Raw genomic sequence first — 14550 nt, forward strand, 5'->3', positions numbered from 1 at the left:
GGGCACGATCGGGTCCGTGGCCTACCTCCTGCTCGCCTGCGCGATCGCCAGCGAGGTCGTCGCGACCTCGCTGCTCCCCCGCACCGCCGGGTTCACCGTGCTGCTGCCCAGCCTGGCCGTGCTGGCCGGCTACGCGGTCTCCTTCGTGCTGCTGGCGAAGGTGGTGCAGACCGTCCCGGTCGGCGTGGCCTACGCGATCTGGTCGGCCACCGGCACCGCGGCGGTGGCCGCGATCGGCGCGGTCTTCCTCGGCCAGCCGCTCACCGGCTGGCAGGTGGGCGGGCTGGCCCTGGTGGTCGGTGGCGTCGTGCTGCTGCAGCTGGGCGGCAGCCCGCACTGAACCCGCCCCCGCCGGCCACATGACGGCGGCGTGACACCGGGTGTTCCCGCCGTCCGCGGACACTGCCGATGTCCTACCGTGCCGGGGACGACGCCTGCCGGACCGACGCGACGTCCGACCGGCACACCCGGCGGGCTCGGGTGAGCTGACTCACACGCCGGGTCGGGTTTCAGCGCTGGTCCGCCGGGCCAAGACATGGGTTCGCCGTCGAGCAGCTGACGGCCCAGGACGCGAGGAGATCGAGTGACGGGCGAGTCGGCCGGCCTCGCATGGCCGTCGTCGCCACCGCCGCCCGCCGAGGACGGCTGGCACTGGGACCTCAGCACCGTGGCTGAGCTGCCCCGGGTGCGCGCCCAGCTCCGGCGTGGCCTGGCGGCCGAGTCCCGCGGTGACCAGGAGGCCGCCGACCTCGACGAGGCCGTCGTCCTGGCCTTCGACGAGATGGCGTCCAACGCCCTGCGGCACGGTGGCGGAGGTGTCCGCGCCCGGGTGCAGCGCACGCCGAACGCCTGGCTGATCGAGGTGCGCGACTCCGCGGCCACCCGCCCGCCGGCGCCTGCCGTCGGCCGCGACCCGAGCCAGGGCGGCCTGGGGCTCTACCTGATCGCCGAGATGGCCGACGCGCACGGCTGGCACCTGACCGACGGTCAGAAGATCGTCTGGGCGCTGCTCCCCCGCCGCTGAGCGAGGAGCCCGCCGGGCCGCTGCCCGGCCCGCGCTCAGGGGGTCCTGGGCACCCGCTCCGGTCCGGCGCTGACCGGCCGCGGACGGTCCTCCCGGTGCAGCCGGACGGCGACCAGGGCGACGTCGTCCTCCGAACCCTGCGGCCGCAGCCCGGCCACCAGCCGGTCGCACAGCTCCTCGAGCGGGAGGTGGCCGAGCTCGCCGAGCAGTTCGGCCAGCCGGGCGACCCCGTCGTCCAACGGCAGGTCCGGGCCCTCGACCAGCCCGTCGGTGTACAGCAGCACCGTCGCCCCGCGGGCCAGCACGGTCACCTGCTCGCGCCGCCGGGTCTCCGGGTCGACGCCGAGCATGAGGTCGGCGCGCTCGGTGGCCAGCACCTCCACCCGGCCGTCGACGTGCAGCACCAGCAACGGCGGGTGCCCGGCGCTCGACCAGCGCAACCGGGTCTCGCCGCGCTCCCGGTCCACCGGCTCCTGCTCGAACCGGGCCACCGCCGCGGTCGCCAGGGTGTGCACCTGCAGCCCCTCCATGGCGCGGTCCAGGTCGGTCAGCACCGACCCCGGCCCGCCACCGCTGCTGTAGGCGATGCCCCGCAGCAGGCTGCGCAGCTGCCCCATCGCCGCGGCGGCGACCGTGTCGTGCCCGACGACGTCCCCGATGGCGACCATCGTCGCGCCGCCGGGCTGCAGGAACGCGTCGTACCAGTCACCGCCCACCTGGGCGGCCTGCACCGCGGGGATGTACCGGACGACGATCTCCGAGTGGTCGGGCTCCGGTGGTGCGGTGAGCAGGCTGCGCTGCAGCTCCTCGGCCATCCGGCGCTGCTGCTCGTGCAGCGCCGCGCTGTCCAGCGCCAGCGCCACCCGGTCGGCGACGTCCCGCAGGGTGGCGTGGTCCTGCTCGTCGGCCGGCCGCCGGTCCCGGTCCCGGTACAGCGACATCGCGCCCAGCACCCGGCCGCGGGCGACCAGTGCGAACGCCACCGCGCTGCCCGGGTCCAGCTGCCAGTAGGCGTCCCGGACCTCCCCGGCCGGCAGCCCGTGGCCGACCGCGGCGGCGACGTCCGGGATGACGGTGAGCTCACCGGTGGCCAGCGCGCTGACGATCGGCGCGGTGTTGGTCAGTGCGGCCAGCCGCAGCCGGGCGTAGGTCGCCGCCGTCGGCCGCAGCGCGGGGTCGTGGTGCCAGCTGGCCACGTCCTGCAGGCGGCCGTCCTCCTCGACCAGGCTGGCGATCGCCCAGTCGCCCAGCGCGGGGACCACCGCGCGCGCCACCTCCTCCAGCGCCCCGCGCGCGCCACGCCGGTCGATCAGTGCGGTGGACAGGGTGTCGGACACCTGGGCGATCAGCGCCAGCCGCTCGGCCTCCCGGCGGGCCGCGTCCTCGGCCCGGCGCCGCTCGGTCACGTCGAGGAAGTAGACCGACAGGCCGTCGGCGTCCGGCCAGGCCCGCACCTCGTACCAGCTGTCCAGCGGCGGCGGGTAGTACGCCTGGAAGACGGCCGGCTCCCGGCGGGTCATCGCCGAGCGGTAGTTCTCCTCGAAGGCGCCGCCGAGGGCCGCGGGGAACAGCTCCCAGACGTCACCGCCGATCAGCTCGTCGCGGGCTCGCCCCAGCAACAACTCGGCCTGCACGTTGACGTAGGTGAAGCGCCAGTCCCGGCTGAGCGAGAAGAAGGCGGCGGGCATGGACTCCAGCACCCGCGCGACCCGGGCGTCGCCGTCGCGCTGGCGGGTGGTGTCCTGCGCGGCGCCCACCATGCGGACGGCGGCACCGCGCTCGTCGGGCAGCACCCGGCCACGGCTCAGCAGCCACCGGATCTCGCCGGAGGGGAGCAGCACCCGGTACTCCACCTCGAAGCCGCTGCGGGCATCGATCGCCACCTGCAGGGCGTCCCGGACGCGAGCGGAGTCCTCGGGGTGCAGCCGGTCGGTGAAGGCCTCGATCGTGCCGGGGAACGTGGACCGGTCGTACTCGAACAGCTCGACCATCCGGTCGTCCCACACCAGCTCGTCGGTGACCAGGTCCCAGTCGAAGCCACCGATGCCCGCGGCGTCGATGGCCAGGCCCCAGCGGAGCCGGTTGCCCTCGAACTCGGCGATGACCGCGGCGAGCTCGAGCTCGGAGGTCACCGGCCCGGCCAGCCGGCTCAGCAGTGCCACGTCGTCCTCGGTCCAGACCCGCGGCTCGGGCCCGAACACCGCCAGGACGCCGACGACGTGCTCCCCGGTGGGTTCGAACAGCGGGACCCCGAGGTAGGCGGCGACCCGGCCGGCCTGCACCGCGGGCAGGTCGGCGACCCGTGGATCGGACCGGACGTCGGCGTAGGCCCGGGGTGCGCGGGCGGCCACGACCGTGCCGCCCAGGGTGTCGTCGAGGCGGCGTTCCGTGCCGACCTGCCACACGGGACGCCCGGAGACCCCGGCGATCACCTGGAGCTCACCGGCCAGCGCGACGCCGGCCGACGGGGCACCGAGCAGCTCCGCGGCCAGGTCGGTCAGCCGTTGCAGCCCGGGGCGGGCAGCGACGGCGGAGACGCGGGCACCCGCTGCGATCCGGGAGGGGTCGTGCAGCGTCATCGCCGGCTCCCCTCCCTCGAGATCTCCCGCACCGGCGCCGTCCGCGGTGGTCGTGCTGCGGTCGATCATGCCCGGTGGCCCGGGCCCGCCGTCGGGGGAGTGCCGGGCAGCCCCCTGCCGAACGGCCTCCGCCGGGGGACCATGGGCGGGTGCAGACACCCGCGCGTCCCGGTCCCGGGCCGTCCCGGTCCCGGGACCCGCGGTGGTGGGCCGGGGCCGCACGGCGCACCTGGGCCCGCCACCCGCAGCTCGGCCTCGCCCTCCGGGCCGCCGTCGCCGCGACGATCGCCTGGGCGCTGGCCCACGTCCTCCCGGGCCCGGCTCAGGAGTACCCCTACTACGCGCCCTTCGGGGCGGTGATCGCCACCTCGACCACGCTGGCCGGCTCGGCGCGGTCCTCCGCCCAGTCGATCGCGGCCATCGCCGCGGGGGCGGCGGTGGCGCTGGCCGCCGACGCGCTGCCCTTCCCGATCGTGGCCACCATCGGGGTCGTCGTCACCGCCGGGGCGCTGCTGGCCGGGTGGGGCCGCCTGGGCAGCGCCGGCAGCTGGGTGCCCACCTCGGCGCTGTTCGTGCTGATCATCGGTGAGGGCGACCCGATCGACTACGTGGCCGGCTACGCCGGGTTGACGTTCTTCGGCGCGCTGATCGGGGTGGCCGTCCTCGCCGTCTTCCCCCCGCTGCCGCTGGCGCCGTCCCAGACCGAGCTCGGCCGGCTGCGCGACCTGCTGGCCGCTCAGCTCGGTGACCTGGCCGAGGGGCTGCAGCAGGAGCACCCGCCCAGCCAGGACGAGTGGCGCGGCCGGACGCACTCGATCGACCCGGTGCTCGCCCAGATGCGCACCGCGGTGCAGCAGACCGACGAGGCCCGGCGCGGCAACCGGCGGGCCCGCCAGCACCAGCAGGACGCCGAACGGCAGTACGCCCAGGCCCGCGCGCTGGAACGGCTGACCCTGCTCGTCGAGGACCTCACCCAGCTGATCGCGGAGACCGAGCGGTCCGACCTGACCGAGGTGGCGCTCGGCCCGACCCTGCGGCCCACCGCCGCGACGGCGCTCAGCGGCCTGGCCGACGCGCTGCGTTCGGTGGACGGCGCCACCGCCGACCCGGAGGTCACCCGCGCCGCCTACGACGCGCTGGACGACCTGATCGAGGCGCTGCGCCGGGTGCGCGCCAGCACCGACCACGACCTCTTCGCCGCCAGCAGCGTCGTGGTCGCCGTCCAGCGCTGCCTCGCGGCCGTCGTGCCCGAGGAGCTGGCCCACGAGGAGGCGCCGGACTGATCGACCCCCGCGTCAGCAGCCGACGGCCCCCGCGTCAGCGGCCGACGGCGTAGCCCTGCATCCCGCGTGGGTTGGCCCCGGCTCGCAGCACCCCGGTCTCCGGGTCGACCGAGACGGCCGAGAGCCGGCCCAGCGACCAGGGGTCGGAGACGGTGACCGTGTGCCCGCGGCGGCGCAGCTCGGCGATCACGTCGTCCCCGACCCGGGACTCCACGACGACCTCGCCCGGGGTCATGTCCCGGGGGTAGAAGGACGACGGGAAGCTGGTGGTGTGCCAGGCGGGCGCGTCGATCGCGGCCTGCAGGTCCAGCCCGCCGAGCACGTGGGCCAGCCAGAAGCACAGCTGCCACTGCTCCTGCTGGTCACCGCCAGGGGTGCCGAAGGCCAGCGTCGGGACGCCGCCGCGCAGTGCGAGCGACGGGGTGAGGGTGGTGCGCGGCCGCTTGCCCGGCAGCAGCGAGTTGGGCAGGTCGGGCTCGAGCCAGAACATCTGCGCCCGGGTGCCGAGCGGGAAGCCCAGCGACGGGATGACCGGCGAGCTCTGCAGCCAGCCACCGGACGGGGTGGCCGAGACGATGTTGCCCCAGCGGTCGACCACGTCGACGTGGCAGGTGTCGCCGCGGGTGGTGCCGCGGGTGTCGACGGTGGGCTCGCCGACCCCGGCGATGCTGCCCGGCGCGGGGCGGGTGCCGGCGGAGGTCTCGGTGACGAAGGCGGGGAGCCGTGGCGGGCGCCCCCCTGGCGAGCCGGGCCGCAGCTCGGTGCTGGCCCGGTCGCTGATGAGCGCCCGCCGCTGCTCGGTGTAGCCGGTGGAGAGCAGGTCGTCCACCGGTGCCTGTGCCGTGTCGCCGTACCAGGCCTCGCGGTCGGCCATCGCCAGCTTCACCGCCTCCACGCTGGCGTGGACCAGGTCGGCGTCGGCGGTGCCCGAGCCGTACCCGGCCCCGGCTCCTGCCGCCGGGTGGCCGTCCAGCATCGCGAGCGCCTGGAGCAGCGCCGGGCCCTGGGACCACGGCCCGGCCTTCGCGAGCGTCCACCCGCGCCAGTCCAAGGTGACCGGCGGCTCGTACGTCGGGCGCCAGCTGGCCAGGTCCTGCCCGGTGAGGAAGCCCCGGTGGGCACGACCGGAGTCGTCCATGACCAGGGACCGGGAGAACTCGTCGATCGCCTGAGCGACGAACCCCGTGTACCAGGCCGCGAGTGCCGCGTCGATCTGCGCCTCTCGGGAGGGTCCGCGCGCTGCGTCGAGCAGTCGGCGGTAGGTCGAGGCGAGGACCGGGTTGCGGAACAGGCGACCGGCGGCGGGGGGTGCTCCGTCGGGGGCGAGCCAGGTGGCGGCCGAGGTAGGCCAGTGCGTGCGGAAGTGCTCGGAGACCGAGGCGACGGTCGCGGCGACCCGCGGGACGAGCGGGTGGCCGTGCTCGGCGTACTCGATGGCGAAGCGGAGGACGGCGTCCAGCGGCAGGGTGCCGTGGTCGCGCAGGAGGGTCAGCCAGGCGCCGATGGCGCCGGGCACGGTGGCGGCGAGGAGGCCGGTACCGGGGACCAGGTCGAGACCCAGCTGGCTGTAGGCCTCGATCGTGGCGCCGGCGGGGGCGGTGCCCTGACCGGAGAGGACGACGGGGACCCCCGCACCGGTGGCTGCCCGCGGGCTCCGGGCGAAGAGGATCGGGACCTCGCCCCCCGGGCCGTTGAGGTGCGGCTCGACCACCTGCAGGGTGAGACCCGCAGCGACCGCGGCATCGAACGCGTTGCCACCGGCCTCGAGGGTCGCCATGCCCGCGGCGCTGGCGAGCCAGTGCGTCGAGGCGACCATCCCGAAGGTGCCGGCGAGTTCCGGGCGCGTGGTGAACACGTAGCCACCCTAAAGAACTCGGGCCGGTTCGCGCTGCGTCGCGCCGCCGCCGGTGCCGATCCGGTCGCCCGGTCCCGCGGCTGCGGCCGGGACGGCGGGGTGCCGGGCGACTGGCGGACCGGGGTCGGCTCGTCCTGCTCCGGCGCCCGGTGACGCAGGCCCGGGGCGGCGGGCCGGGACGGCGGGGTGCCCGGCGACTGCCGCACGGGGGTCGGGTCGTCCTGCTCCGGCGCCCGGTGACGCAGGCCGGGGGCCGCGGGCTGGGGCGGCGTGCTCGGCAGCTCCCGCATCGGCACGGGCTCGTCCCGCTCGGGGGCCCGGTGACGCAGGTCGGCGGGGCGGTGGCCCGGGCCGGCGACCGGCAGGGACGGGGCCAGCTCGCGCTCGGGCAGGGCGAGCCGGTGCACCGTCGGCGCGACCGGGCGGTCCCAGGCCAGGTGCGCACCGTGGGTACCGCTGCCCCAGCCGGCCGCGCGCCGGGTCACCGTGCGCAGCCGGCCGAGCAGGTGCCGCACCGGAGCGGTCAGCCGCGGCTGGGGCGCGGCCAGCCGGACGGGCGTGCGCAGCAGGTCGACCGAGAGGTCGGTGGCGAAGGCGATCGCGGCCTCCAGCTCGTGGTCCACGGCCGGTGGGAGCGGCCGGGCCGGCACGCTGGGGACCCGGGGCGCGGCGGTCGCCGTCGGCTGCGGCGAGGCCGGGCGGGGCCGGGCGGGCCCGTCGGTCAGCCGGTGGATCCGCAGCGGGGTGGACCGCCAGGCCAGGTGCGCACCGTCGGGTCCGGCACCCCAGGTCCGCGCCCACCGGCCGAACTCGCGCCGGCGGGAGCTCCGCGGCGGCTGCGGCGTGCCGGGGGCGGGCAGCGGGCGCGGCGTCATGCCGAGCACGCCCACCGCCAGCCCGACCGCGAGCCCGGCGGCGAGGTCACCGGTCCCGGAGCCGGTCAGGTGCGCGGCCGGGGGCAGCGCCGGGCCCTGACCGAAGAGGCCGAGCGGGGCGGTGGGAGCGGCGGTGCCCCGGGTGGCCGGCGCCTCGGTCCGCCGGACCGCTGCCGTGTCGATCGCCATTGCTGCCCTCCCGGGGAAGTAGTTGCCGCGGCCGGGGAAGGGGCCGCGGGCAAGAAGGAAGTTACGGACGGCGGCGCTCCCGGACCGGCTCCGCGGACCCCCCGGCCGGGCCGCGTGACCGAACCGTTGCCCGACCCCCCCGCAGCGGTCGATGACCCCCCTCCCGGCCCGGTCACTTGTCGACTCGATCGGGGAAAACGGCAGGTCAGCCCGCTCGTCCGGGGTCGGTGACCTCGGCAGCCGGGCCGACGCACCGGCGTGTCGGGTGTGTCTGGTGGGATGACCGGGTGCCAGACACCCAGCCCTCGGCCGCCCCGGTCCCGCTCGTCGTCGACACCGACCCCGGGATCGACGACGCCCTCGCGCTGCTGCTCGCGCTGGCCAGCCCGGAGGTCGACCTCCGGCTGGTGACCACGGTGCACGGCAACGTCGACCTGGCCCGGACGACGGAGAACGCCCTGCGGGTGCTGCACCTGGCCGGCCGGTCCGACGTGCCGGTGGCGGTGGGGGCGCGCTCGTCCCTCGTGGTCGCCCAGGCGCGGCGGGCGGGGCACGTGCACGGGGCGGAGGGGCTGGGCGGCGTCGTCCTCCCACCGTCACCCGCGGCGGTGGACCCGCGGCCGGCGGTGGTGGCGCTGGCCGAGCTGCTGCTGCACAGCGAGCAGCCGGTCACGGTGGCGGCGATCGGACCGCTGACGAACATCGCGCTGTTGCTGTCGGTCTACCCCGACGCCGCGGCGCGGATCGGGCGGCTGGTGGTGATGGGTGGGTCGGCGACCCGCGGCGGCAACGTGACCGCGGCGGCGGAGTTCAACGTCTGGGCCGACCCGGAGGCCGCCGCCGTGGTGTTCGCCGCGGGCCTGCCCACGGTGCTGGTCGGGCTGGACGTCACCCTGCCGACCGTGCTCACCGAGGCGGGGATCGCCCGGTTCGCCGCTGCCGGGCCGGTGGGCGCCCAGGCCGCGGCGATGCTCCAGCAGTACCTCGACCACGCCCGCACGTCCTACGGCACCGAGGGGGTGGTGGTGCACGACGCGCTGGCGCTGACCGAGGCGATCGTGCCCGGGACGCTGCGCACCGTGCCGCGGGACGTCGTGGTCGACACCGGGCCGGGGGCCGGGCGCGGGCAGACGCTGGTCGACCGCCGGACGCCGTCGTCCTCGGCCACCGCGGTGGCGGTGGCCGAGGACGTGGACAGCGAGGCGGCGGTGGAGTTCCTGGTCAGCCGGTTGTGCCGGCTGGCCGGGACAGCCTGATCAGCCGCGCTCGACGAGCCCCTCGGAGACCATCCACTCCAGCGCCACGTCGCCGGGCTGCTCGCCCGCCACGTCGACCTGGGCGTTGAGGTCCTGCAGGACGTCGTTGGTGAGCAGCGGGGTGATCTGGCCGAACAGGTCGGCCAGCTCGGGGTGCTCCTCCAGTGTCGAGGTGAGCAGCACCGGGGCGATGTTGTAGTTGGGGAAGAAGGCCCGGTCGTCCTCCAGCGGGACCAGGTCCAGTGCCTTGATCCGGCCGTCGGTGGTGAACACCTCGCCGAAGTTGCACGCCCCCTGGTCGGTGGCCGTGTAGACCGCGCCGGTGTCCAGCGTGCGGACGTTGTCCCGCGGCACGCCCTGCGGGTCCCCGAGCTCCAGCCCGTAGGTCTCCAGCATCGGCACGAACCCGTCGTTGCGGCTGGCGAACTCGCTCTCCACGCAGAAGGTGCGCTCCTCCACCGGCAGCTCGGCGATCTGCGACAGCGAGCTGATCCCGCCGAGCTCGTCGACGACCTCGCTGCGGACGGCGAAGGCGTAGGTGTTGTTCGCCTCGGCCGGTGGCAGCCAGGTCAGGCCGTTGGCCTCCTCGGCGTCCCGGACGGCCTCGTACTGCTCCACCGGGTCGGGGATCGGCGCGGTCTCACCGAGGTAGGAGAGCCAGGCGGTGCCGGTGTACTCCCACTCCATGTCGATCTCGCCGTTGACCTGCCCCTGGCGAGCGGGCACGGAGCCGGGGATGTTGGTGCGGTCGACGACGTCGAACCCGGCCGTCTGCAGCGCGATCACCGCGATCTTGCCGAGGATCAGCTGCTCGGTGAAGTTCTTGGACCCCACCACGATCTCCTCGCCCTCGACGCCGTCCAGCGGCTCGATGGCGGCCGGCTCGGCGGCCGGGGTGTACTGGGTGGCGGCCTGCAGGCCGCACCCGGTGAGCAGCAGGCCAGCGGACAGCGACAGCGCCGCCGCGGAGGTGAGGCGGGTGCGCATCAGAGTCCCTTCGGTCGGGCGACGTGCTCGACGACGCGGCCCAGCCAGTCGATGGCCAGCGCCAGCAGGGCGACGAGCACGGCACCGCTGAACAACAGGCTGTCCAGCGAGAGGTTGATGCCGGTGACGATCAGCTGACCCAGGCCGCCGCCGCTGATGAAGGTGGCCAGCGTGGCGGTGCCGACGAGCAGCACCAGGGCGGTACGGACGCCGGCCAGGATCACCGGCACGGCCAGCGGGAGCTCGACCCGCATCAGGACGGCGAACCCGCTCATCCCCATCCCGCGGCCTGCCTCGACCAGCCGCGCGTCGACGCCCTGGAGCCCGACCATGGTGTTCCGCAGCACCGGCAGGACGGTGTAGAGCACCAGCGCCACGACCGCGGAGCGGAACCCGAAGCCCAGCCAGGTGGCCAGCAGCACGAACAGCCCGATCGCCGGCGCGGCCTGGCCGGTGTTGGCCACGCCGAGCACGAACGGGGTGGCGCGACGGAACGGCCCACGGGTGAGCAGCACCCCGAGCGGGATGCCGATCAGCAGCACGATCACCGCGGCGACCAGGGTCAGCCACAGGTGGTCGACGATGCTGCGGCTCAGTGCGTCCCAGCCCAGCTGACGGCTCTCGGTGTCGCTGAGCCCGGCGGTCGCCCGCCAGACGACGAAGGCCAGCACGCCCAGCAGCACCAGGACCGGCTGCACCAGCAGCCCGCGCCAGGCGCCGCGGGAGGTGGCCGAGTCGCCGCGGGCCGGGGCCTGCACCTGGGCGTCGGCGTCGTCGACCTCGGTCTCGGGGTACGCCTGGGCACCCGGCGGGGCGCTCGCCGTCATCCCTGCACCTCCTCGCGGGTGCGCTGGATGGCGGCCATCACCGTCTCCACGACCATCACACCGGCCACTCCGCCCCGGCCGGTGACGACGACGCCGCCCTGGCTGGCGGCGAGCATGGTGTCCAGGGCGTCGTTGAGCGTGGAGCGCAGCCCGACCACGGGCAGCTTCTCGTCCACGGTGTCGGGGACGGTGGCGACCCGGGAGAGCTCGGCCACCGATGGCCAGCTGATCGGCCGGCCACGGCGGTCGGTGACGACCACGTACTTCTCCCCGGCGGCGGTGGCCTGCCGGACGACCTCGGCGGCGTCCGCGCCGGCACGGGTCACCTGCGGGTGGATCAGCTCGACGTCGCTGACCCGGGTGAGGGTCAGCTGCTTGAGCGTCGCCCCGGCGCCGACGAAGTCGGCGACGTACTCCTCCGCCGGGTCGGCCAGGATGGCCTCCGGGGTGTCGTACTGCACCACGCGGGCGCCGACGTCGAAGACGACGATCCGGTCGCCGAGCTTGACCGCCTCGTCGAAGTCGTGGGTGACGAAGACGATCGTCTTGCCCAGCTCCTCCTGGATGCGGATCAGCTCGTCCTGCAGGCGCTGCCGGGTGATCGGGTCGACGGCGCCGAACGGCTCGTCCATCAGCAGCACCGGCGGGTCGGCGGCCAGCGCGCGGGCGACGCCGACGCGCTGCTGCTGCCCACCGGAGAGCTCGCGGGGGTAGCGGTCGCGGTAGACCTCGGGGTCCAGGCCGACCAGCTCGAGCAGCTCGTCGACCCGGTCGCTGATCCGCTGCTTGTCCCACTTGAGCATGCCGGGGACCAGGCCGATGTTGGTCGCCACGGTCATGTGCGGGAAGAGCCCGCCTGCCTGGATGACGTAGCCGATCCGGCGGCGCAGCTGGTCGGGGTCCTGCCCGGTGACGTCCTCGTCGCCGAGGAAGATCTTCCCGCTGGTGGGCTCGACCAGCCGGTTGAGCATCTTCAGCAGCGTGGTCTTCCCGCAGCCCGAGGGCCCGACGAACATGACCATCTGCCCGGCCGGGATGTCGAGGTCGACCGCGTCGACGGCCGGCTTGCCCTGGCCGGAGTAGCGCTTGGTGACGCCCTCGAGCCGGATGGAGACGCCGCTGATCCGGCGCTCGTTGCCCGCTGGCGGCTGGGTGGTGTCGCCGGTGGACGCGGCGATGGTGTCAGACACGGATGCCCCTCGAGGTGGTCAGACGACCGACCAGCACCAGCACCAGGTCCAGGACCAGGGCCAGCAGGACGATCGCGATGGTCCCGACGAGCGTGGCGTTCAGTGCGTTCGCACCGCCCAGCCGGGAGAGTCCGGAGAAGATGAAGCTGCCCAGCCCGGGGCCGAGCACGTAGGCGGCGATCGCCGCGATGCCCATCACCATCTGGGTGGAGACACGGATGCCGGCGAGGATGACCGGCCAGGCCAGCGGCAGCTCGACCCGGCGCAGCGTGGCCAGCCGGCTCATGCCGATCCCGCGGGCCGACTCGACCAGTGACCGGTCGACGCCGGCCAGGCCGACGACGGCGTTGCGCAGGATCGGCAGCGTCGCGTAGAAGGTCACCGCGATGACCGCCGGGGTGATGCCGAACCCGAAGGGCGCCAGCAGGATGCCCAGCAGCGCGAACGACGGGATGGTCAGGCCCACGGCGGAGACGCCGTTGGCCAGGCCGGTGACCTTCGCGCTGCGGTAGGCCAGCACGGCCAGCCCGATCGCGATCACGGTGGCCAGCAGCACGCACTGCACGACCAGGCTCACGTGCTGGAAGGCCTGGAAGGCGATCAGCCCGCGGCGGTCGACCAGGTAGTCCCACATCGGCCCACCCCTCTCTGCGTCCGGCACCTGGCCGGACGATCGTCTCGTCGCGTCTTCACCCTCCGGTCCGGCGCCGGTGGACGGTGGAGCGGACGCCGTCGTGCACCGGGCGTCCTGCTCGGACTCGGGCCCCACCAGGGGGTGGGGTCGTCGCGGGCGTCGTCAACCGTGTCACGCCGACGGCCTCGCGGCGAGTTGTGGATCATGACGAAGCTGTGACACTGCGCCGTTCGGGACGTTCTGGCGGATGCCCTGCCCCGATCGGGGTAGGGCGACGGGTCGGTCAGCTCCGTGGTCCCATGCTCCCGGGAGACCATCGACGAGGGACACGGCGGATCGTGTCCCGGTCACAGAGGAGGACCCATCAACAGCGTCAGCTCAGCAGCCGACGAGACGCCGTTCGAGGTGGAGCTGGCCGACGGCAGCGAGCCGGGGCAGGTCGTCGCGCACGTGCGCGGCGAGCTGGACGCCGCCGGCAACCCCCTGCTGCAGCAGTCGCTGCTCCTCGCCCTCCGCCGGGCCGAGCGACTGCTCACCATCGACCTGTCCGGGGTCACCTTCTTCGGCTCGGCCGGGGTCACCGCCCTGGTCTGGGTCAGCCAGCACCGGGAGGCGGCCGGCAAGCGGGTGTGCGTCGTGGCCACCAGCCGGATCGTGACCGGTCCGCTGGAGCTCACCGGCCTGCTCGACCGTCTCGACGTCCAGGGCATGCCGACCGGGTCGGGCACCCCCAGGGCCGACCCGAACTGATCCGCCGCCGCCGGGCGTGCCGGGTCCGGTCGGACCCCCCGTGGTGCAGGACGGCGTCCCGTCGGCCACGATGGTGCCGGCGGAGACACCGGCCGACGAGGGGACTGAGCGTGAGTGCACTGGTCTGGCCCTCGTCACCGATCCCTTCCGAGGACGGTGACGTGTGGCGCTGGGAGCTGCCCACGGTGCACGACGCGTCGCGGGTCCGGATGGACCTGCGCGCCCGCCTGGCCCACCCCTCGCTGACCGCACGCTCGACCGAGGACGCCCGTGAGGGTCTGCTGCTGGTGTTCGAGGAGCTGTCCTCGAACGCGCTGCGGCACGGTGGCGGCGCGGTCGAGGCGCTGATCGTCGCGGTGCCCAGCGGCTGGCTGATCGTGCTGACCGACGGCTCCCCGGACGCGCCGCCGCGGCCGGCGATCGACCGCGACCCGGCCTTCGGCGGCATGGGCCTGCCGATGGTCGCCCAGCTCTCGGTCGACTACGGCTGGTGCAGCGAGCCCGGCCGCAAGCACGTGTGGGCCCGCCTGCCCTCCGGTCTGACCACCGCCTCGGTGCCACACCCCCGTTCCTCCTCCGGCCCGGCGGCCTGACCGCACCACCCGGTCCGCTCAGCCGCCGACGACGGTCACCTCGGTGAAGCCCTCGTCGGTGCTCGGGGGGACCAGCCGGCCGGCAGCGCTGAACAGCCCGACCAGCGGCACCCGCGCGCGGCCCTCGCGGGCCTCGTTGCGCGCCCGGCAGGTCTCGACCGGGACGTCGAGGAACACCACCCGGACCGGGACGCCGGCCGCCGCCGCCAGCGCGATCAGGGGTGCCCGCTCGGCGGGCGAGGGCGAGGTGTTGTCCACGACCACGCTGGCGCCCTCGGCCAGCAGGCCGGCCACCACCCGCTGCTGACGGGCCTCGCGGTGCCGGGCGTTGGGCCAGTGGTCCTTGCTCACCACGACGTGGCTGCCGGCCAGGTGGTCGGCCACCCAGGTGGACTTGCCCGACCCCTGCAGCCCGACCATCACCACCAGCTCCTGGCCGCCCGCACCCACCGGGGCATCATCCCGCGCCCGGCACCCCTGTGACCTGGCCGTCGCGACCTGACCGTCG

Annotated in this window: 14 protein-coding genes; 7 read left to right on the plus strand and 7 right to left on the minus strand. The window is 75.1% G+C overall.

Annotated features, from left to right (window positions below):
- Positions 1-16 precede the first annotated feature (16 nt).
- Together HLA93_RS17115 and HLA93_RS17120 are read left to right on the plus strand one after the other, a co-directional pair.
- Positions 17-340 (plus strand): DMT family transporter, encoded by a 324-nt coding sequence (locus HLA93_RS17115; RefSeq protein ID WP_222195637.1) that lies wholly within the window; start codon positions 17-19, stop codon positions 338-340.
- 243 nt (positions 341-583) lie between these two features.
- The gene (locus tag HLA93_RS17120; protein WP_222195638.1) at positions 584-1024 is read left to right on the plus strand and encodes an ATP-binding protein; all 441 of its coding nucleotides are present in this window, start codon (positions 584-586) and stop codon (positions 1022-1024) included.
- Positions 1025-1059: 35 nt separating this feature from the next.
- On the opposite strand, the gene HLA93_RS17125 is transcribed toward HLA93_RS17120, so the two are convergent.
- Positions 1060-3672: a GAF domain-containing SpoIIE family protein phosphatase gene (locus HLA93_RS17125; RefSeq protein WP_246626912.1), complete on the minus strand. Its 2613-nt coding sequence runs from the start codon at positions 3670-3672 to the stop codon at positions 1060-1062.
- Between the two features lie 80 nt (positions 3673-3752).
- On the opposite strand from HLA93_RS17125, the gene HLA93_RS17130 reads away from it, so the two are divergent.
- Complete coding sequence (locus HLA93_RS17130; RefSeq protein WP_222195639.1) at positions 3753-4886, plus strand: hypothetical protein; 1134 nt, start codon at positions 3753-3755, stop codon at positions 4884-4886.
- 34 nt (positions 4887-4920) lie between these two features.
- On the opposite strand, the gene HLA93_RS17135 is transcribed toward HLA93_RS17130, so the two are convergent.
- Complete coding sequence (locus HLA93_RS17135) at positions 4921-6741, minus strand: gamma-glutamyltransferase family protein (protein ID WP_222195640.1); 1821 nt, start codon at positions 6739-6741, stop codon at positions 4921-4923.
- A 558-nt stretch (positions 6742-7299) separates the two neighbouring features.
- On the opposite strand from HLA93_RS17135, the gene HLA93_RS17140 reads away from it, so the two are divergent.
- Both HLA93_RS17140 and HLA93_RS17145 read left to right on the plus strand, forming a co-directional pair.
- Complete coding sequence (locus HLA93_RS17140) at positions 7300-7716, plus strand: hypothetical protein (RefSeq protein ID WP_222195641.1); 417 nt, start codon at positions 7300-7302, stop codon at positions 7714-7716.
- Positions 7717-8092: 376 nt separating this feature from the next.
- Entirely contained in the window at positions 8093-9061 is a 969-nt protein-coding gene (locus HLA93_RS17145) for a nucleoside hydrolase (protein ID WP_222195642.1), read from the plus strand.
- Here HLA93_RS17145 and HLA93_RS17150 read toward each other — a convergent pair whose 3' ends face one another.
- The 4 genes from HLA93_RS17150 to HLA93_RS17165 are packed head-to-tail and all read right to left on the minus strand — an operon-like array spanning position 9062 to position 12699.
- Positions 9062-10048, minus strand: coding sequence for a glycine betaine ABC transporter substrate-binding protein (locus HLA93_RS17150; RefSeq protein WP_222195643.1), 987 nt, complete (start codon positions 10046-10048; stop codon positions 9062-9064).
- On the minus strand, positions 10048-10875 hold the full coding sequence (locus HLA93_RS17155; protein WP_222195644.1) for an ABC transporter permease: 828 nt from the start codon (positions 10873-10875) through the stop codon (positions 10048-10050). Before HLA93_RS17155 ends, HLA93_RS17150 begins: the two co-directional genes overlap by 1 nt.
- The gene (locus tag HLA93_RS17160; protein ID WP_308128197.1) at positions 10872-12065 is read right to left on the minus strand and encodes an ABC transporter ATP-binding protein; all 1194 of its coding nucleotides are present in this window, start codon (positions 12063-12065) and stop codon (positions 10872-10874) included. The genes HLA93_RS17155 and HLA93_RS17160 overlap by 4 nt, the downstream gene beginning before the upstream one ends.
- Positions 12058-12699: an ABC transporter permease gene (locus HLA93_RS17165; RefSeq protein WP_222195645.1), complete on the minus strand. Its 642-nt coding sequence runs from the start codon at positions 12697-12699 to the stop codon at positions 12058-12060. Before HLA93_RS17165 ends, HLA93_RS17160 begins: the two co-directional genes overlap by 8 nt.
- 291 nt (positions 12700-12990) lie before the next feature.
- Here HLA93_RS17165 and HLA93_RS21170 point away from each other — a divergent pair, with 291 nt between their 5' ends.
- Both HLA93_RS21170 and HLA93_RS17175 read left to right on the plus strand, forming a co-directional pair.
- A complete protein-coding gene (locus HLA93_RS21170; protein ID WP_222195646.1) occupies positions 12991-13449 on the plus strand; it encodes an STAS domain-containing protein in 459 nt (152 codons plus the stop codon).
- A gap of 110 nt (positions 13450-13559) precedes the next feature.
- Positions 13560-14042 (plus strand): ATP-binding protein, encoded by a 483-nt coding sequence (locus HLA93_RS17175; protein ID WP_222195647.1) that lies wholly within the window; start codon positions 13560-13562, stop codon positions 14040-14042.
- A gap of 18 nt (positions 14043-14060) precedes the next feature.
- Here HLA93_RS17175 and HLA93_RS17180 read toward each other — a convergent pair whose 3' ends face one another.
- On the minus strand, positions 14061-14492 hold the full coding sequence (locus HLA93_RS17180; RefSeq protein ID WP_308128198.1) for an ATP-binding protein: 432 nt from the start codon (positions 14490-14492) through the stop codon (positions 14061-14063).
- Between the last annotated feature and the right edge of the window lie 58 nt (positions 14493-14550).

The organism is Modestobacter italicus (genome assembly GCF_019799965.1).
GTDB lineage: Bacteria > Actinomycetota > Actinomycetes > Mycobacteriales > Geodermatophilaceae > Modestobacter > Modestobacter italicus_A.